The sequence below is a fragment of the Microbacterium sp. Leaf161 genome, from assembly GCF_001423645.1.
Lineage (GTDB): Bacteria > Actinomycetota > Actinomycetes > Actinomycetales > Microbacteriaceae > Microbacterium > Microbacterium forte.
Window position 1 is genome coordinate 354,285 of sequence record NZ_LMOW01000001.1, and the last position, 15,263, is coordinate 369,547.

17 protein-coding genes and 1 tRNA gene are annotated in these 15,263 nt (G+C 67.1%); 1 reads left to right on the plus strand and 17 read right to left on the minus strand.

Annotated features, from left to right (window positions below; translation table 11 throughout):
• Window position 1: 1 nt before the first annotated feature.
• The 13 genes from trhO to ASF87_RS01820 form a co-directional block, all read right to left on the minus strand.
• On the minus strand, window positions 2–892 hold the full coding sequence (trhO, locus tag ASF87_RS01775) for an oxygen-dependent tRNA uridine(34) hydroxylase TrhO (protein WP_056373716.1): 891 nt from the start codon (window positions 890–892) through the stop codon (window positions 2–4).
• Between the two features lie 57 nt (window positions 893–949).
• Window positions 950–1,684, minus strand: a complete 735-nt coding sequence (locus ASF87_RS01780; RefSeq protein WP_056373717.1) for a hypothetical protein — start codon at window positions 1,682–1,684, stop codon at window positions 950–952.
• Complete coding sequence (locus ASF87_RS01785) at window positions 1,681–2,409, minus strand: hypothetical protein (protein ID WP_056373720.1); 729 nt, start codon at window positions 2,407–2,409, stop codon at window positions 1,681–1,683. The genes ASF87_RS01780 and ASF87_RS01785 overlap by 4 nt, the downstream gene beginning before the upstream one ends.
• The gene (locus tag ASF87_RS01790) at window positions 2,406–3,122 is read right to left on the minus strand and encodes an ATP-binding cassette domain-containing protein (protein ID WP_056373721.1); all 717 of its coding nucleotides are present in this window, start codon (window positions 3,120–3,122) and stop codon (window positions 2,406–2,408) included. The genes ASF87_RS01785 and ASF87_RS01790 overlap by 4 nt, the downstream gene beginning before the upstream one ends.
• 2 nt (window positions 3,123–3,124) lie before the next feature.
• Window positions 3,125–4,780 (minus strand): daptide biosynthesis intramembrane metalloprotease, encoded by a 1,656-nt coding sequence (mpaP, locus tag ASF87_RS01795; protein ID WP_056373723.1) that lies wholly within the window; start codon window positions 4,778–4,780, stop codon window positions 3,125–3,127.
• 28 nt (window positions 4,781–4,808) lie between these two features.
• Complete coding sequence (gene mpaM, locus ASF87_RS01800; protein WP_056373726.1) at window positions 4,809–5,636, minus strand: daptide-type RiPP biosynthesis methyltransferase; 828 nt, start codon at window positions 5,634–5,636, stop codon at window positions 4,809–4,811.
• Window positions 5,637–5,702: 66 nt separating this feature from the next.
• Window positions 5,703–5,822 (minus strand): MpaA3 family daptide-type RiPP, encoded by a 120-nt coding sequence (gene mpaA3 / locus ASF87_RS18135; protein ID WP_309690458.1) that lies wholly within the window; start codon window positions 5,820–5,822, stop codon window positions 5,703–5,705.
• Between the two features lie 36 nt (window positions 5,823–5,858).
• Window positions 5,859–5,984, minus strand: coding sequence for an MpaA2 family daptide-type RiPP (gene mpaA2 / locus ASF87_RS18110; RefSeq protein ID WP_258184265.1), 126 nt, complete (start codon window positions 5,982–5,984; stop codon window positions 5,859–5,861).
• 40 nt (window positions 5,985–6,024) lie between these two features.
• Complete coding sequence (mpaA1, locus tag ASF87_RS18115) at window positions 6,025–6,159, minus strand: MpaA1 family daptide-type RiPP (RefSeq protein ID WP_257788257.1); 135 nt, start codon at window positions 6,157–6,159, stop codon at window positions 6,025–6,027.
• A 1-nt stretch (window position 6,160) separates the two neighbouring features.
• The gene (gene mpaC / locus ASF87_RS01805; RefSeq protein WP_056373727.1) at window positions 6,161–7,303 is read right to left on the minus strand and encodes a daptide-type RiPP biosynthesis dehydogenase; all 1,143 of its coding nucleotides are present in this window, start codon (window positions 7,301–7,303) and stop codon (window positions 6,161–6,163) included.
• Window positions 7,293–8,558, minus strand: a complete 1,266-nt coding sequence (gene mpaD, locus ASF87_RS01810) for a daptide-type RiPP biosynthesis aminotransferase (protein WP_056373729.1) — start codon at window positions 8,556–8,558, stop codon at window positions 7,293–7,295. Before mpaD ends, mpaC begins: the two co-directional genes overlap by 11 nt.
• Window positions 8,555–9,622, minus strand: coding sequence for a daptide biosynthesis RiPP recognition protein (gene mpaB, locus ASF87_RS01815; protein WP_056373731.1), 1,068 nt, complete (start codon window positions 9,620–9,622; stop codon window positions 8,555–8,557). The genes mpaD and mpaB overlap by 4 nt, the downstream gene beginning before the upstream one ends.
• A gap of 143 nt (window positions 9,623–9,765) precedes the next feature.
• Window positions 9,766–10,641, minus strand: a complete 876-nt coding sequence (locus ASF87_RS01820) for a hypothetical protein (protein WP_056373733.1) — start codon at window positions 10,639–10,641, stop codon at window positions 9,766–9,768.
• Between the two features lie 223 nt (window positions 10,642–10,864).
• Here ASF87_RS01820 and ASF87_RS01825 point away from each other — a divergent pair.
• Window positions 10,865–10,949, plus strand: a tRNA-Ser gene (locus tag ASF87_RS01825).
• A 199-nt stretch (window positions 10,950–11,148) separates the two neighbouring features.
• Here ASF87_RS01825 and ASF87_RS01830 read toward each other — a convergent pair.
• The 4 genes from ASF87_RS01830 to ASF87_RS01845 all read right to left on the minus strand — a co-directional run bounded on the left by ASF87_RS01830 (window position 11,149) and on the right by ASF87_RS01845 (window position 15,224).
• Window positions 11,149–11,748, minus strand: a complete 600-nt coding sequence (locus ASF87_RS01830; RefSeq protein ID WP_056373735.1) for a GNAT family N-acetyltransferase — start codon at window positions 11,746–11,748, stop codon at window positions 11,149–11,151.
• Between the two features lie 29 nt (window positions 11,749–11,777).
• Window positions 11,778–12,413, minus strand: coding sequence for a phosphatase PAP2 family protein (locus ASF87_RS01835; RefSeq protein ID WP_056373737.1), 636 nt, complete (start codon window positions 12,411–12,413; stop codon window positions 11,778–11,780).
• 30 nt (window positions 12,414–12,443) lie between these two features.
• Window positions 12,444–13,808, minus strand: coding sequence for a multidrug effflux MFS transporter (locus ASF87_RS01840; RefSeq protein ID WP_442922789.1), 1,365 nt, complete (start codon window positions 13,806–13,808; stop codon window positions 12,444–12,446).
• 264 nt (window positions 13,809–14,072) lie between these two features.
• Complete coding sequence (locus ASF87_RS01845) at window positions 14,073–15,224, minus strand: cystathionine gamma-synthase (RefSeq protein ID WP_056373741.1); 1,152 nt, start codon at window positions 15,222–15,224, stop codon at window positions 14,073–14,075.
• Window positions 15,225–15,263 lie beyond the last annotated feature (39 nt).

Sequence of the window (15,263 nt, forward strand, 5' to 3'; positions counted from 1 at the left end):
ATCAGGCCGCGTGCAGGTCGCAGCGCACGGTGTCGCACGATTCGCAGACCACGAACTGGGTACGGCACGCCAGATCGGGGCAGTTCGCCGTGCGCTTGGTCGCCGTGCCGCAGCCGGCGCACTCGCCGATGACGGACGCGTGATCCGTGAAGTCGACGGATCCGCGCTTGTCGAACACGTAGAGCGAGCCCTCCCACAGGCCGTCGTCGCCGTACTGCTCGCCGTAGCGGACGATGCCGCCTTCGAGCTGGTACACCTCGCCGAATCCGCGCGCGGTCATCAGGCTGGAGAGCACCTCACAGCGGATGCCGCCTGTGCAGTAGGTGACGACCGGCTTGCCCTTGAGGTCGTCGAAAGCGCCGGAGTCGAGCAGCTGCACGAAGTCGCGTGTGGTCTCCGTGTCGGGAACGACGGCTCCCCGGAAACGGCCGATCTGCGCTTCGAGCGCGTTGCGTCCGTCGAAGAAGACGACGTCGTCGCCCCGCTCGCCCACCAGGTCGTGCAGTTCCTCGGGGGTGAGTCGGGTGCCGCCGCCGACGACGCCCTGCTCATCGACGCGCAGCTCGCCCGGCGCTCCGAACGACACGATCTCGTCGCGCACTTTGACGCTCAGCTTGGGAAAGTCGAGACTGCGACCATCGGCGTCGACGCCGGTGCCCTCGCTCCACTTGATGTCCGCGTCCGAGAACGGAGCATAGGACCGGAACGAACGCGCCCATTTCTTGAGCGCCGGCAGGTCACCGCCGAGAGTGCCGTTGACTCCGTCCTTCGAGATCAGGAGCCGTCCACGCAGCCCGAGCGCTTCGCCGAGGTCGCGCTGCCACACCCGGATCGCGTCCGGATCGGCGAGCGGGGTGAAGACATAGAAGAGAACGATCTTGGGTGTTGCCACCCGGCGATTTTACGTCGGCCACCTGACCGCCCGCCCTCGCGGGGCGGCTCGAGACTGCTACTTCACATCGCGGTTCATGAACGACAGCCCCGCAGCGACCAGCGTCCCCAGCACCCAAGCGGCCGTCACCAGCCCAGCCGTTGGGCTGTCGATCCCCTCGTCCGGCAGGATGCCGAGCGCGGAGACATCGAACCGCAAGGCTTCGAGCATGGCGAGGAGAGGGAGGTAGACAGCGCCGGATCTCCAGAAGATCACGACGAGAACCGCCACGCTCATGGACATCGGAGCAACGAACAGAGCGACGAGATGGGCCTGCACGACGATTCCCACCCCCAGCCCCCAGAGTCCGGCCAGTGCGCCGAGACCCAGGGTCGATCCGAACGAGGACCACTCCAGCGGAAGACCACCCATGGCCACCCACAGCGCTGCGTGTCCGCCGACGGCTCCAGCGAGAGCCACGATCGCTCCGCCGACGGCGGAGGCAGGCACCCTGACGAGAAGAGTCGCCCACCGAGGCTGCAGCATCAGACGCTGAGCGACGACACCGTCTCGCCTGTCGACGGTGTATCGGAAAGAACCGTAGGCGGCCGCGAGAACTGCTCCATAGGTCGCGAGCACCGCTTCGTACGGCGCCGCGAAAGCGGCTCGGACGTCAGGCGGTGCGTCCGCGAGTTCCGGCGGGATGTTCGTCGCCACCGAAAGCGACAGCAGGAACCCTGCCACCGTCACCCAGAACAGCACGACATCGCGCGCGAAGCCGCGGGCGTGAGCTCGAAAGGCGCGGGCGATCACGTGACCTTCCTTCGCCCCATGCCCCATGCTGCGGCGACCAGCACGACAGCCCACGCGAGCGCGAGGCAGAGGGCGGGACCGAACTCGAGCAGTCGGTCCTGGTATCCGGGAACGCCCAGCGCGGCCAGAACCAGCCCGGGCGAGAACTTCGCCAGCTCCGGCGCAGTGCGCAGCAGGGCGAACTCCACGACCATGGGAAGGACGAGGATGATCGCTGCGGTCACGTAGTAGTTCCTGGTGATCCAGCCGATGGCCCCACCGATGAATGCGCCGAGAACCACCCCGACGAGCGCACCCGCGTAGATGCGCCACGCGCTGCCGGTGAGCGCGAGCGTCGATCCGTTCCGAGCCAGGAAGACGGAGATGCCCACCGTCCAGACCGCGAAGATGCAGAGCGACAGCGCGAACGCGACGACGGCACCGGCGACGATCTTGGCCGAGAAGGCACGAGCGAACCCGACCCCGGTGAGCGTTCTGTCCATCGAGCCGTAGTAGCACTCGCGGGTGACACCGTAGGCGCCGACGAACGCCGCGGAGATGGCCGACCAGGCGAGCGGCTCCAGAAGCAGGGCGGTGGCCGTCGCAGGATCGAGGCCGGCGAGGTCGAAGCGCGAACCGTCCGAGAACAGCACGAAGACGGGCATCAGGACGGCCACCAGGTAGACCGCCAGGATGGACGACCCGCTCACCGAGCGCAGGGCTTCGCTTCGGACGGTGTCCTTCATGCGGATGCTCCTTCAACGAGATCGAAGTACTTGCTCTCGAGCGAGTCGGCGTCGCTCGTCACGAGGTCGCCGAGCCTCCCGGCGAAGAGCGCGCGCCGCTTGATGACGACGACCTCGTCGACGACCTGCTCGAGCTCAGCGAGCTGGTGGCTGGCGATCAGGACGGTGCCGCCGCGTTCCGAATAGCCGCGCAGGAATCTGCGGAGCCAGCGGATGCCGTCGGGATCGAGCCCGTTGGCCGGCTCGTCCAGGATGAGTGTCCGTGGCGAGCCGATGAGGGCAGCAGCCAGCCCGAGTCGCTGGGTCATCCCGGTCGAGAAGGTCTTCACGCGGCGTCGGGCATCTGCCGCGAGACCGACCTCCTCGAGCACCTCGTCGACACGGCCTCGAGGCGCCCCGGCCGCGAGCCGGCAGATCTCCAGATGCCGCCTGGCCGTGATGCCGCCCTCGAATCCGAAGCCGTCCATGTGGACGCCGACGTGAGACGCGGGGTTGTCGAGCTCCGAGAACGGCCTGCCGTCGATGAGGCTGTCGCCGATCGTCGGCTTCAGCAGGCCGACGATCGTTCGCAGCGTCGTCGATTTGCCTGCGCCGTTGGGGCCCAGAAGGCCCACGATCGACCCGTACGGCACGCCGAACGACAGCTCTTCGACCGCGGCCCGATCTCCGTACTTCTTCGTGAGTCCTCGAACCTCGATCGCGTGGTCGTTCATGCTCATTCCTTTCCCACCTCTCCGCTCTGAAGAGATGACAGTGGCATCTCCACACCGGTCGCCCAGAGCGTCTGCCACAGACTTCTCACACCGAGTTCGACTCGCGCCTGCCCGGTCGCAGGCAGGGAGCGGCTCTCCCCGATCACGTCCACTCCGGCGATGATCACTGCGGCGACCGTCGCACCGTCCGCCGTGATGGGGAACAGCGCCTCGAGCGGCACACGCGTCGGTTCCGGCTCTCGCGACATGACAGTTCCTCTACCGACCTGCTCGTTCGCGAGGATGCCGTTGCTCATCAGGACCACGCGCGCACCCTCAGGCACGTCTGTCTCGACTGTCGCTGCGGTCTCGCCCGCATGCAGAAGGATCACACGGCTGCCGTGTGCGACGAATCCGAACGTGGCGGTCACCGGCACGGGAATCACGGCCCCGGCGATCACGATGCCCGCGACCAGTGCGGTGACGACGGAACAGAAACGGAGCCGCGCGACACCCGACCGCAGCACACGACGAAGGGCCTTGCTGAGAAGCACGACGCCGGCGAGCGCGACGACGACCTCGAGCGCGACGACGAGCACGCCGAGGACCGGTCCACCGCCGGCAAGCGCTCGAGCTATGCGTGCGACGGCGAAGACCACCAGCACGACCGGGGTGACGAGACTCGCGAGACCGAACGGCACACTCCACCACGTGTCCAGGCGCTTGGTCCTGCGCTGAGCTCCGAACAGCAGACCGGTCAGGAAGTTCGAGCCGTCGAGGATCGCGCGACCCCGGAGGTTCGGCTCGTCCAGAGCGCTCATGAGCGCGATGTACCCGTCGAACCGCACGAAGGGGATCAGATTGAGGAGAACGATGGCGCCGCAGGAGACGGCGAGGAGCAGCACTGCCTGGTGGATCAAGGGTTGGCGAAGCATGAGCGCCGCAAGAAGCGCGATCGCGCCGACGACAGCGTGCACCGCAGGCCCTGCCAGCGCAATCGCGACGCGCTGCCGGCGTTCGGGGAGCCGCCATCCGTCCGTCACGTCCACGAAGAACGCGGGACTCAGGTAGAAGATCATGAAGCCCGCCCGGCGCGGTCTGCCTCCGAACCTCGTGAGCGTGAGTCCGTGGGCGCTCTCGTGGAGCAGGGTCATGAGCGAGAGCGCTCCGACGAGATACACCAGTGCGACGAGCGGCACCGGCGAGGTGAGGGCGTCCCACAGCTCCTCCGCCTGAGCGGCTGCGGCGAGGAGTCCCAGACAGATCGGAACCGCAGCGGACACCTGCATCGCTCGGCGTGGGAGCGGGACGATCAGTCGGTCCAGACGACCGAAGATGGCGGGTGCGCGAAGCGTCGCGATCTGCAGAGTGAATGGGGGCCGATAGACCAGGCGGCCGGGTGGGAGCTTCTCGCCGCCCTCGAGGAGCCCACAGGTGTCGAAGCGCTGAGCCAGTTGCAGAAAGTTTTCCCACGACTCGGAAGGGGCGAAGCGCCGGTGCAGATCCTGCAGCGCCGTTTCGCCGTTCATCGCTCGCATCAGGTCGACGACCGCTCGAGAGACCCTCGATGACGGCACACCGTGGATCATCGCGATCCACGTCCCGTCTTCGGCCGCCTGTTCGAAGTCGACGCCGGAGGCGAGGCGAGGGCGCGCGTCGGCACTGAGCGCGTCTTCCACCGAGTGAGACTGTCGGCGTCGAGGGAGGCTACCGGGAGGCATCGTCATCCCTCGTCCCCGAGTGTCCCGCGAATGTCGTGGTGAGCAGAACGATGTCCTCTCCACCGAGCGTCCGAACGGGAGAGACGGCCGGAACGGCGAACCCCGCGTGAACGAGCTCTCGCGAGAGGATCTCGTGGTCGAGCACTCTCAGGCGGCTCGTGAGAACTGTCACGTCGCCGCCCTCCACCAGGTCGGCGACGCGAACCCAGTTGACGATGCGCGCCGCGCCATCCTCTTCCACCTGCTGAGAGAACACATAGGTCTCCGCGCCGTCAGGACCGGGGACCTCGATCTCGCAGTCTGTCGACACTGAGAAGCTCTCCGCGGAGGCGTTTCCGGCAACCGTGAAGGCGAAGACGCCGTGAGCTGCGAGGTGGCGTCGCACAGTGTCGTAGAGGAGGGACCTCCCCACACGATCGAGCAACGTGATGGAGGTCGCTCCGATGATCACGAGCCCGAACTGCTGCGGCAGCGAGAAGTCGCGCATGTCCGCGACGACGCACTCGAGCATCGCGTGGTCCGGCAGCGTTCGACGCAGACGGGAGAGCATGTCGTCGGAAAGATCGATCGCGGTCACCCGCTTGCCCGATCTGACCAGCGGGACGGTCAACCTTCCGCTCCCCGCCGCCACATCGAGGATCGGTCCTTCGGTTCCTCTCGCGAGCGCGAGCATCTCTCTGATCTCCGCACGGTCGGACCCGACCAGCCGGTCGTAGAAATCAGTGCCGGCACCCGAATACAGATCCTGCTCCTTGGGCACCGCTCCGACCGTGCGGAGCCTCGCCACTACGGCTTCAGTAAGAGAACTGGACATTCACGCATCACCTCTCAGCGGGGAAAACGGGGTGCGGGCGCGTCGAACCCACCCGCACCCCTTCGGTCAGGTCGCGATCGCTGCCGCACCGCCGATGATGGCGATGATGTAGCTCGCGTGCTCCCACCATTCGAGTGGTGCATCGATGTGGTCGAGCTCCACGAACTCGAGCGACTCCGTCTGCATCTACTACCTCCTCGGTATGCCTTGCGAAGGCGGTTTCTATGTCAGCGCGATGATTCCGATGATCACGCCAACGGCGAATCCGCGGGTCCAATCAAGGGCGTCATCCGGCGCCTCCATGGCCTCCAGTTCGGTGAACTCGAGGGTCGGCATTGCTGCGTGCATACTCACCTCCCTCCCCTTTCGTCTTGTCTGCTCGACAGGATCACGTCGCTGCGGCAGCGCCGATCCCGATCAGCACCAGCGCACTGATCGCGCCCTGATAGAAGCTCTCCCAACTGGGGGCATCCATTCCCTCCAGCTCTTGGAACTGGACACTCGTGTGCACGCTTTCGTTCATGTCATTCACCTCCTTCGCTCCAGTAGGAATCACGGAGCAGATCGCAGAAGTCGTCCGCGAAGAGCCCTGCGAGCATCGGGTAGCGGTTTCCCCACGCCGTTTCCGCGGCGGCGGAAATGCGATGGATCGTCTGGGCGGTGGGCCGTGGCGGAGTCGGGATCCCCCAGCGGTCGATGAGCGCGGCGATACCCGCTGGGGGGTCGAGGGGCAGTGCCACCCGTCCGGCTACCCCCGTCCAGAACTCTTCGAGGCTCTCGCGATCTCCCCACCGCGGGTCTCCCGAGCACACTCGACGCCAGACCGCCGCGATGACCGCAACCGTGGCGACCATCTTGCGAACCTCCAGAGCGAAGGCGACTTCGTTGGCCACATACCAGTGGCGGGCGCTGTAGGGATCCTGGCCTCTCAGCGCCCCGCTGCGCTGGGTCGCCGCGCTCAGACGGGCGAGACGCAGGCGTGAGGCGGCGGCATTCACCTCGCCGGAGGCCGTTTCGAGAAGGGCGCCTCCGATCACGACCGCGTCGCGTCGCCCCCTGGCGCTTCGCCGTGAGCTCGTCGATGCGCCTGCGAGACGAAGAAACGCCTCGAGTGCGCCCTCCCTGACGGAGGCCGGCGTGAGAGTCATCAGATTGCAGGGATCGATGATGGCGTGTCGGGCTCTCAGGGACTGCCCGACGATGAGCCGATAGCCGCTTTCGTTCTTGAGGATGCCGACGCTGTTCGTCTCCGACGACGTACCGAGCGTCGTCGGCACCGCCACGACGTCCACGGCCGGCGGGGCATCCGGCAGGAACGTCAACGCCGACCTCGATGCTCGTTCGATGGCGAAGTCGAAGATTCGCCCCGGGGCGAGCGAGAGCGATGCGATCTTGGTGGCATCGAGAATGCTCCCCCCGCCGACGGCCACGATCACGCTCGGGGGCCGACGAGCGATCTCCTGCGCTATCCCGACGACAACTGCGACGGTCATGGAGTGAGCGTCCACCTCGATGGTTCTGGCCGAGTGGTCGACTACGTGTGTTGCGACCGACGAATCCGCGATCACGAGGGTCTCGCGATCGGCGGTGAGCCGCGTTGTCGTCTGCCGCGTGATGCCGCGCCCGTGCCAGAGCGTCGGAACCCGACCGGCGAACTCAGAGCTCACGCTGACGCTCCTGCACCTGCGCGACGCCGGCGCGCACAGCCGAATCGATCTCGAGAAGTTCAGTCGTGCTGAACCCGTATGCCGGCATCAGTTCGATGGCGCTGGGGCCGGGCTGCACGAGCACACCGTGCTCCGCGATGGCGGCCACGACACGGAGAACCTCGGCGCCGGTGAGCTGACTCGCATCCTGGTTGCGAAGGGTCAGCCCCACGAAGCAACCGCGTCCTGTCACCTCAGCGACGACCCCGTCGGACTTCAGCCGAGCCGCCAGGTGCCACAGGTCTGCCGCCAGCGCTCGCGTGGTCGCCTCCACGTCGATACGGCGCAGCTCTTCGATCACCGCGACGATGGCAGCCGCACACGCCGGCGTCCCCGCCTGCGTCTCGCCATGGACGAAGGTCCAGCCGCCGCGCACGAACTCGGACGCCACGCGAGCGCCCACCAGCAGCGCAGCGGCGCCCGTTGCACCGTTCGTCAGCGCTTTCGACAGAACGAGCACGTCTGGCGGGGCAGCCCACTCATCTGTGGCGAACATCGTGCCGGTGCGTCCGAAACCCGTCGCGACCTCGTCGGCGACGATCAGGAAGCCGTATTCCTCTCGCAGGTCGAGGATCCGGGATATGAAAGCGTCGGACAACGGGTGCGCGCCGCTGCCCAGGACGGGCTCCACGACCACTGACGCGACCCTGGAGCCTTCCCGCTTCAGCAGCGTCTCCAGCTCCTCTCCGTCATCGCTGTGAGACACATGCCGCACCGACCTCCGGTCGACGGAGTAGACGGATTGCAGGAGGTCGTCTCCGCTCAGTGCGTGGCTGCCGTACATCGTGCCGTGATAGCTGCCTTTCAGACCCACGACCAGCGAACGCGACGCGGCTCCTTGCTGCGCCCAGTACTGCCGTGCGAGTTTCATCGCGGAGTCGTTCGCTGCCCCGCCCGACGTGCCGAAGATGACACGGCTGTACCGGCTGGGGTCGGCGAGTTCGATCAGCGCTTCGGCCGCGACCTCGGCGTATCGATGCGGTGCGCGGAACAGGGTCAGGTACGAGGCGTCGTGCGTCGCTCTGCTGACGGCGTCAGCGACCGCACGATTTCCGAAACCGAGAGGAACGTTCCACAGTCCGCTCGTCGCGCTGAGGCGTGTGGATCCGTCCGCGAACTCGATGAGATTTCCGGCGGCCCTGACGGCGACCCGGTCTTGCGTGAAGGTGGCGTCTGCGGGGAGCATCGACGTCCACAACGCGTGCGGAACACTCATCGCCCGCTGCCCGAAGCCGCTTGGCATGACGCGTGAGCCCGTGTGCCGAAGTGGATGTTGAGTGCGGTGGCAGCGTCGCGGCACAGGCCGTTCGCGTCAGACTCGGACAAGCCGCACTCCCGAGCCAATCGCTCGACCGCGATCTCAGGTGCGCTCGAGGTCTGAGTGGCATCGACGACCTTGGCTGTCATCGGCGACAGCAGTTGCCGACGCAACGTCGTCACGTCGGCGAGCACGAAACCGTCTGAGGTCTCGAGCAGGAACGGATCCGAGGCCGACGGTTCGGCATCTGCGTGGGCATCATCGACGAACGACCAGCCGAATCCCGAGATCTTCTCGACGCCGTTCGCCAAACGGAGCATCTTGATGAGGTCCGTCGCGTTCAGATACCGACCGATCCAGCCGCGACCGGTCAGTCCCTCGATGAGTGCCTGTCTGGGCACCATGCCTCCTAGCGCCACAGCCCGAGGCAAGCGGGACTCGATCACGGTCGCCAGCTCGTCGACCTCGCCGATGACCTCGCCCTGCAGACCGACGCTGACCCGACCATCCGAGCCCACCCTGATCGCGCTCGGAGTCGCGAGTTCGCCCGGTGCCGCAAGTGCGCGGCGGTTCGCGAGCAGCACCCGCGGGTCGATCAATGACGACGGGAAGACTCCCGTGCGACGAGCGAGATCGGCGTCGTCGAGAAACGACTGCCAACCGGTCTCATCGAAGAAGCCCACCGTTGTGGGTCCGATGATCTGCACGAACGCCGCAGCGACGTAGTCCTGGAGCTCGACGCCGCGTTCGCCGAGGAACAGCTCGTCACCGACCTCACTCAGCGCACCCGTGAAGCGAAAGGCATGGGCCGGTCCGTCATAGGGGCCGCTCTGCGCGTGCAGCAGAACCGCGTCGTCTTCGCGGGCCACCGCGGCGACTGTCTCCACTGAGGTGCCGCTCTCGACGAGGAACACCCGCGAGTACTGCTCCTGCTCACCGGTGATCCATTCACGGAGCGCCCGCGCCCCGACGGGCTCCGGTTCGTGGCTCTTCCGCGATGCCTCAGTCGTGCTGATGTGCATTTCTCCCCAGAAATGTCGGGATGCCTTTCCGGCATCGGTGCGTCCTCACATGAGGTTATATATCCATCAAATGTGCTGCAATATTTTTCATTCAGAACGAGGAATGCAAGGTGAGAGCTCGGTTTGCGCCGGCGGAGGCAACCTCAGGTGGTGCTCGACGACCTTCGCCCCGGGGGGACCCGGGTGCCGAGAAGGCGCCCCACATGGCGATGAAGCGCGGGGACGAGATGCTCGTGCTCCCCTGCGTCGGCACGGGTCAGCAGCTTCGTCATCACGTACAGCTGCGACACGATGCCGCCCTCCGACTCCAGGTCGCGCCGGAAGCGTCGGGCGATCTGATCGGCGACGTGCGGCACTGCCAGCGAATGACCGAGCAGAAACGCCGCGTCGTAGCCGCGCGGCGCGAGGCCCCACGCCTCCCAGTCGGCGATCGCGAACGGATCGCGGTGGATGTTGTTCCAGTGCAGGTCGCCGTGGCTCGGCACCCAATCGTCCGAGTCGATGTCCATCTCGATGCCGAAGAAGACGCTGATCCGCCGGCGCATGATCTCAGGGTCGAGCACCATCCGATCCGTCCTCGCATCCGACAGGGCTTCGAGGTTGCGCTCCAGCTCTCCCCACCACGACTCGTCAAGGGCAGGCGCTCCTGCGAGCACGGCGTCCGTCGCGCACGCTCGCCCGGGCAGCAGGGTCATGAGTTCGGCGCGATACACGAGTGGCCCTTCCTCCCACGCCCGCACCTCGAGCAGGCGCGGCTTCGCAACCCCGTCGATCTGCGAGGCGTCCCGATTGCCGGTCCACCAGGAACCACGCGCCCGATCTCTGGCAGACCAGACGACGCGCAGCCAATACCGCCCACCCGCGCGTTCGACCACCGAGCCGATCGACCGATCGCGCCACCCGAATCGGGCGCGACCGATCGCATTGAGTCCGAGGTCTGCGAGCGACCGGGAGTGTGCAGTGCGCAGCGCCACGCGCAGAGCCGAGCCGGGCGCGGCCGTGGTTTCGACAGTCGTCATCTAGTACCTTCCGGGACAGTAGCGCCCGATCGACGCAGGAGTGATTTCATATGACGACATTGCGTCCACTCCCGAGGCTAAGAAGGGCGTCGGTGCGAGCGCAAGACGAAGACACATCGCATATCGGTTCAACGGAATCCCGCGCGATGGCGGCATAATCGGCATCCGAGACCCCTGGTCGGGGCCGTCCGCGCGATCGGATAGACTGTTCAGGTTGTTCCCTGGTGACGTGTCCGAGCGGCCGAAGGAGCACGCTTGGAAAGCGTGTGTTGTGCAAGCAACCGCGGGTTCGAATCCCGCCGTCACCGCCGAAAGCACGAAGGGTCCCCGCGCCAGCGGGGGCCCTTCGTGCTTTTCATCGAGCACCGGGGACTCGGGGAGGAGCGAGCGCAGCGAGCACCGGAGTCCCGCCGTCACCGGCATCCACCCCGAGATCCGCACCCCCGTCAGGCGGAGTTCCTCCCCTCGGGCGGAAGCGCGCACAGCATGCGTCCGCCCATCTGCAAATCAGACGAAGCGCACTCCGAAGCTCTGTCCGCCCGGCTCTGCGGGCAGGGGCTTCATGCCGAGGCGCTCGTAGAAGGCGGCGGCACCGGTGTTGTTCGGGTCCATACCCAGGTGCAGCCCGCGCACTCCGCGGCGGGTCAACTCGGCGAACAGCGTCTCGATGAGCTGTCGTCCCAGTCCCTGCCCCTGCGTCTCGGGCAGCAGGTCGATGTGCAGGTGGGCGGGGTACTCCGCGGCATTGCCGTTGCGTCCGGGCGCTTGCGCGTAGCCGTGCTCGATCATCCGCTCCTCGCGGGTCGTCGGCTCGACGGGCTGCGGATACCGGTCCTGCCGCGTCGGCCACCACTCGTCGCGGAACCAGGTCGCGAAGGCGTCCGTGTCGTCGGTCGCCACGATGTAGCCGATCACCCGCTCGTCGTCGGTCTCGACGACCCAGGCGAGGTCGGGGTGCCTCTCTGCATAGGGCACCGCGAACAGGTCGCCCCAGAGCGAGTCATCGGAGAACAGGCCGGTCGCGTCCGCCCCGGCATCCGCTGTCCTCACGCACACCTCGTAGAGGGCATCGCGGTCGGACGGTCGATACGGACGGATGCGGGACACTGCTGCTCCTCGATGAGTGGGGTGGGCTGTCAGCCTACCGAGGTGACCGCCGGATCGTCTCGGCGCGACCTCGTCACCCACGGCAGCAGCCACGCCCCGAGCACCAGCACGACGCCGGCCCCGACCAGTGCGCCGCCGAGCGTGTCGGTGGCCCAGTGCACCGAGAGCAGGGTGCGCGAGACCGCCATCGCGACGACCCACGCTATGCCGAGAATCGCGGTCCACATCCGCGGGAACACGAGCCACAGCACCATCGCGATCGTCGCTGCGTTCGCCGCATGCCCCGAAGGGAATGAACCGAAGTCGCTCGCCACGATCATGTCCTCCGGACGCGCCCGGCCGAACAGGTGCTTGAGCAGCTGCACCGCACCGGCGCTCACGAGGAACGCCACGGCGGCGAACACGGCCGCCTGCCATCTCCGCGCGATCAGAAGCGCGATGATCACCAGCATCGGCACGAGGAGGATAGCGACCCAGCCGCCGCCGATGTGATCGAGCAGCAATGCGAACGACAGCATCCAGTCGGAGCGAGACGCGCTGATCGTGTCATTCCACCAGGTGTCGAACCCTGGCGGCTCGGTGTACCCGAACACGATCGCCGCTCCGAGGAGCGTCGCCGCGACGAGCATCCCTGTTCCCCACCACAGCAGCGTTCGTGATCTCATCGAACCATTCTGCCGGTCGGAAGCTGAAAATCAGGGAGCCAGCATGCCGACGGTCCGCGGACGCACGATCAACCACAGCGAGAGGATGCCGATCGCGGCGCATCCGACCATGACCGATGCCATGCTCGTGGCGGTGATTCCGGTGCCGTGCGAGATCCATCCGACGACCGGCGAGACGAGTCCCGCGACGCCGAAGTTCGTGGCGCCGATGACCGACGCCGCAGTGCCTGCCGCCTTGCCGTGGCGGTCGAGCGCGAGCACCTGCACGTTCGGGAAGGTGAAGCCGCAGGCCGTCATGAAGAAGAACAGCGGGATGACCGTGCCCCAGAGCCCGAGCCCGAGCTGATCGGTGACGATGATCGCGACACCGGCGAGCAGCAGCACCGCGGTGGAGTACGCCATCACCCATTGCGGACCGAATCGCGCGGCGAGTCGCGAGGCGGTCTGGACGCCGGCGACGACGCCGAGCGAATTGACCGCGAACAGCAGGCCGTACTGCTGCGCATCCAGCCCGTGGGTCTGCTGGAACAGGAACGGCGACGCCGACAGATAGGAGAACAGGCCCGAGAAGGTCATGCCGCCGATGATCAGCACGCCGATGAAGACACGGTCGGAGAACACCGACCGATAGCGCTGCAGGACGGTCGCGCCGCCCTTCTCCTGGCGACGCGCGATCGGCAGCGTCTCGGGCACGAACACCACGGTCGACACCAGCATCACCACGCCATAGAGGGCGAGCACGACGAAGATGCCCCGCCACGGCATGAACGTGAGCAGCCACGACCCGATCAGCGGGGCGATCACGGGCGCGACGCCAGAGACCAGAGCGAGGCGCGACAGCATCACGACCAGACGACGACCGCCGAACAGATCGCGCACGATCGCCATCGCGACGACGCCACCTGCGGCGGCTCCCACTCCCATGAGCACGCGGGCGCCGCTGAGCAGGGGAAGAGTCGGGGCGTAGGCGGCGGCGACGCTGGCCAGCACATGAAGCGCGGTCACGATGATCAGCGGAATGCGCCGCCCCACCTTGTCGCTGAGCGGGCCCACCACGAGCTGGCCCAGTGCGAACCCGATCATCGTGCCGGTCAGGGTCAACTGGATGGCGGCGGCCGTGGTCTCGAAGTCCTGCTCGAGCACTGGGAAGGCAGGCAGGTACAGGTCGATCGTGAAGGGTCCGAGTGCGGTGAGAGCCCCGAGCAGCACGATGTAGAGCGCGCGGCGACCGTTCGAGATCGAGTCGCCGGGGTGCAGCATGATCGGGGCTGTGGCCGGATTCGACCCGAGGGTGCGGATCGCGCCCGTCGCCGAAGGGATGCGGATGCTGCCCGTCGCCGTCCGCTCGGGGGCGGGGGTCGTCGAGATGGAGTCAGTGCGTGGAGCGTCGGGCACGACGGTCCTTCCGGAGTTCGAGGGCGTTCAGGAAGAGTGAGAGATCGAGTCGCGAGAGCAGAGGAATCGGCGACGAAAAGTCGAATCGATTCGATCAGGGCGAAGTCTCCATGCTACAGCCCGCTCGCACACACCTGCATGCCCAAAGACGGATGCATGCCGAAACACGTGGTTTCCGCATGCATCCGTCTTCTGAGCCTGCATCCGCCTTGCGCTGCCGGCGGCTGCCGCCCAGAGAGCCGGGCATCAAGCGCGCGGAGGGAGTCAGCGGAGGCGCGCGAGTCCCTGCTCGAGATCAGCGATGAGGTCGTCGACGCCCTCGATGCCCACCGACAGGCGCACCACGTTCTCGGGCACGGCGAGCGCGGTTCCTCTCACCGAGGCGTGGGTCATGTCGGGCGGATAGCCGATCAGCGACTCGACGCCGCCGAGCGACTCGGCGAGCTGGAAGAGCTCGGTCGACTCGGCGAACGCCTTGGCGGCATCCGCACCCGCCGACAGGCCGAGCGACAGCATCCCGCCGAAGCCGCTCATCTGGCGAGCAGCGACATCGTGTCCCGGGTGCGAGGCGAGCCCCGGGTAGTACACGGTCGCGAACTCGGGGCGCGCCGTGGCCCACTCGGCGATGGCCTGTGCGTTCTCGGAGTGCTGGCGCACCCGCACCGCGAGCGTCTTGATGCCGCGGGTCGTGAGCCAGGCGTCGAGCGGGGCAGAGACCGCGCCCACGGCGAACTGCTGGAACTTGACCTGCTCGAAGAAGCGGTCGTCTCCGAACACCACCGCGCCGCCGAGGACGTCGGAGTGTCCGCCGAGGTACTTCGTGGTGGAGTGCACGACGAGGTCGGCGCCGAGCGAGAGCGGCTGCTGCAGTGCCGGAGAGGCGAAGGTGTTGTCGACGACCGCGATGGCACCGGCGGCGTGCGCGATCTCGGCGACGAGCGCGATGTCGACGATCTTCAGCAGCGGGTTGCTGGGTGTCTCGACCCAGACGATCTTCGTCTCGGGACGGATCGCCGCGCGCACCGCGTCGACGTCGGACAGTTCGACCGTCGAGAACTCGATCCCCCACGGTGCGAGTACGCGGGCGAACAGGCGATAGGTGCCGCCGTAGACGTCGTTGCCGAGCACGACATGGTCGCCGGGTTTCAGGATGCCGCGCAGCAGCGCGTCCTCCGCTGCGAGCCCCGAGGCGAACGACAGGGCGTTCGCGCCGCCCTCGAGCGCCGCGAGCTGGGTCTCGAGCGAGGAGCGCGTCGGGTTGCCTGCACGGTTGTACTCGTAGCCGTCGCGGAACCCGCCGATGCCGTCCTGCACATGGGTGGACGCCTGATAGATCGGCGGGATGATCGACCCCGTGGTCGGGTCTGGTGCCTGACCGGCGTGGATGGCTCGGGTGGCGAAGGCATGCTCTGACATGCTCCTCAGCCTACGTCCGCCCCGGGGAGTGCGGCTGGC

What these genes read in the sequence shown, in the direction of transcription:
- ASF87_RS01785 (WP_056373720.1), bottom strand. Translation starts at nt 2,409, where the DNA reads ATGAAGGACACCGTCCGAAGCGAAGCCCTGCGCTCGGTGAGCGGGTCG.
- ASF87_RS01790 (WP_056373721.1), bottom strand. Translation starts at nt 3,122, where the DNA reads ATGAACGACCACGCGATCGAGGTTCGAGGACTCACGAAGAAGTACGGA.
- mpaM (WP_056373726.1), bottom strand. Translation starts at nt 5,636, where the DNA reads ATGTCCAGTTCTCTTACTGAAGCCGTAGTGGCGAGGCTCCGCACGGTC.
- mpaA3 (WP_309690458.1), bottom strand. Translation starts at nt 5,822, where the DNA reads ATGCAGACGGAGTCGCTCGAGTTCGTGGAGCTCGACCACATCGATGCA.
- mpaA2 (WP_258184265.1), bottom strand. Translation starts at nt 5,984, where the DNA reads ATGCACGCAGCAATGCCGACCCTCGAGTTCACCGAACTGGAGGCCATG.
- mpaA1 (WP_257788257.1), bottom strand. Translation starts at nt 6,159, where the DNA reads ATGAACGAAAGCGTGCACACGAGTGTCCAGTTCCAAGAGCTGGAGGGA.
- mpaD (WP_056373729.1), bottom strand. Translation starts at nt 8,558, where the DNA reads ATGAGTGTTCCGCACGCGTTGTGGACGTCGATGCTCCCCGCAGACGCC.
- mpaB (WP_056373731.1), bottom strand. Translation starts at nt 9,622, where the DNA reads ATGCACATCAGCACGACTGAGGCATCGCGGAAGAGCCACGAACCGGAG.
- ASF87_RS01820 (WP_056373733.1), bottom strand. Translation starts at nt 10,641, where the DNA reads ATGACGACTGTCGAAACCACGGCCGCGCCCGGCTCGGCTCTGCGCGTG.
- ASF87_RS01835 (WP_056373737.1), bottom strand. Translation starts at nt 12,413, where the DNA reads ATGAGATCACGAACGCTGCTGTGGTGGGGAACAGGGATGCTCGTCGCG.
- ASF87_RS01845 (WP_056373741.1), bottom strand. Translation starts at nt 15,224, where the DNA reads ATGTCAGAGCATGCCTTCGCCACCCGAGCCATCCACGCCGGTCAGGCA.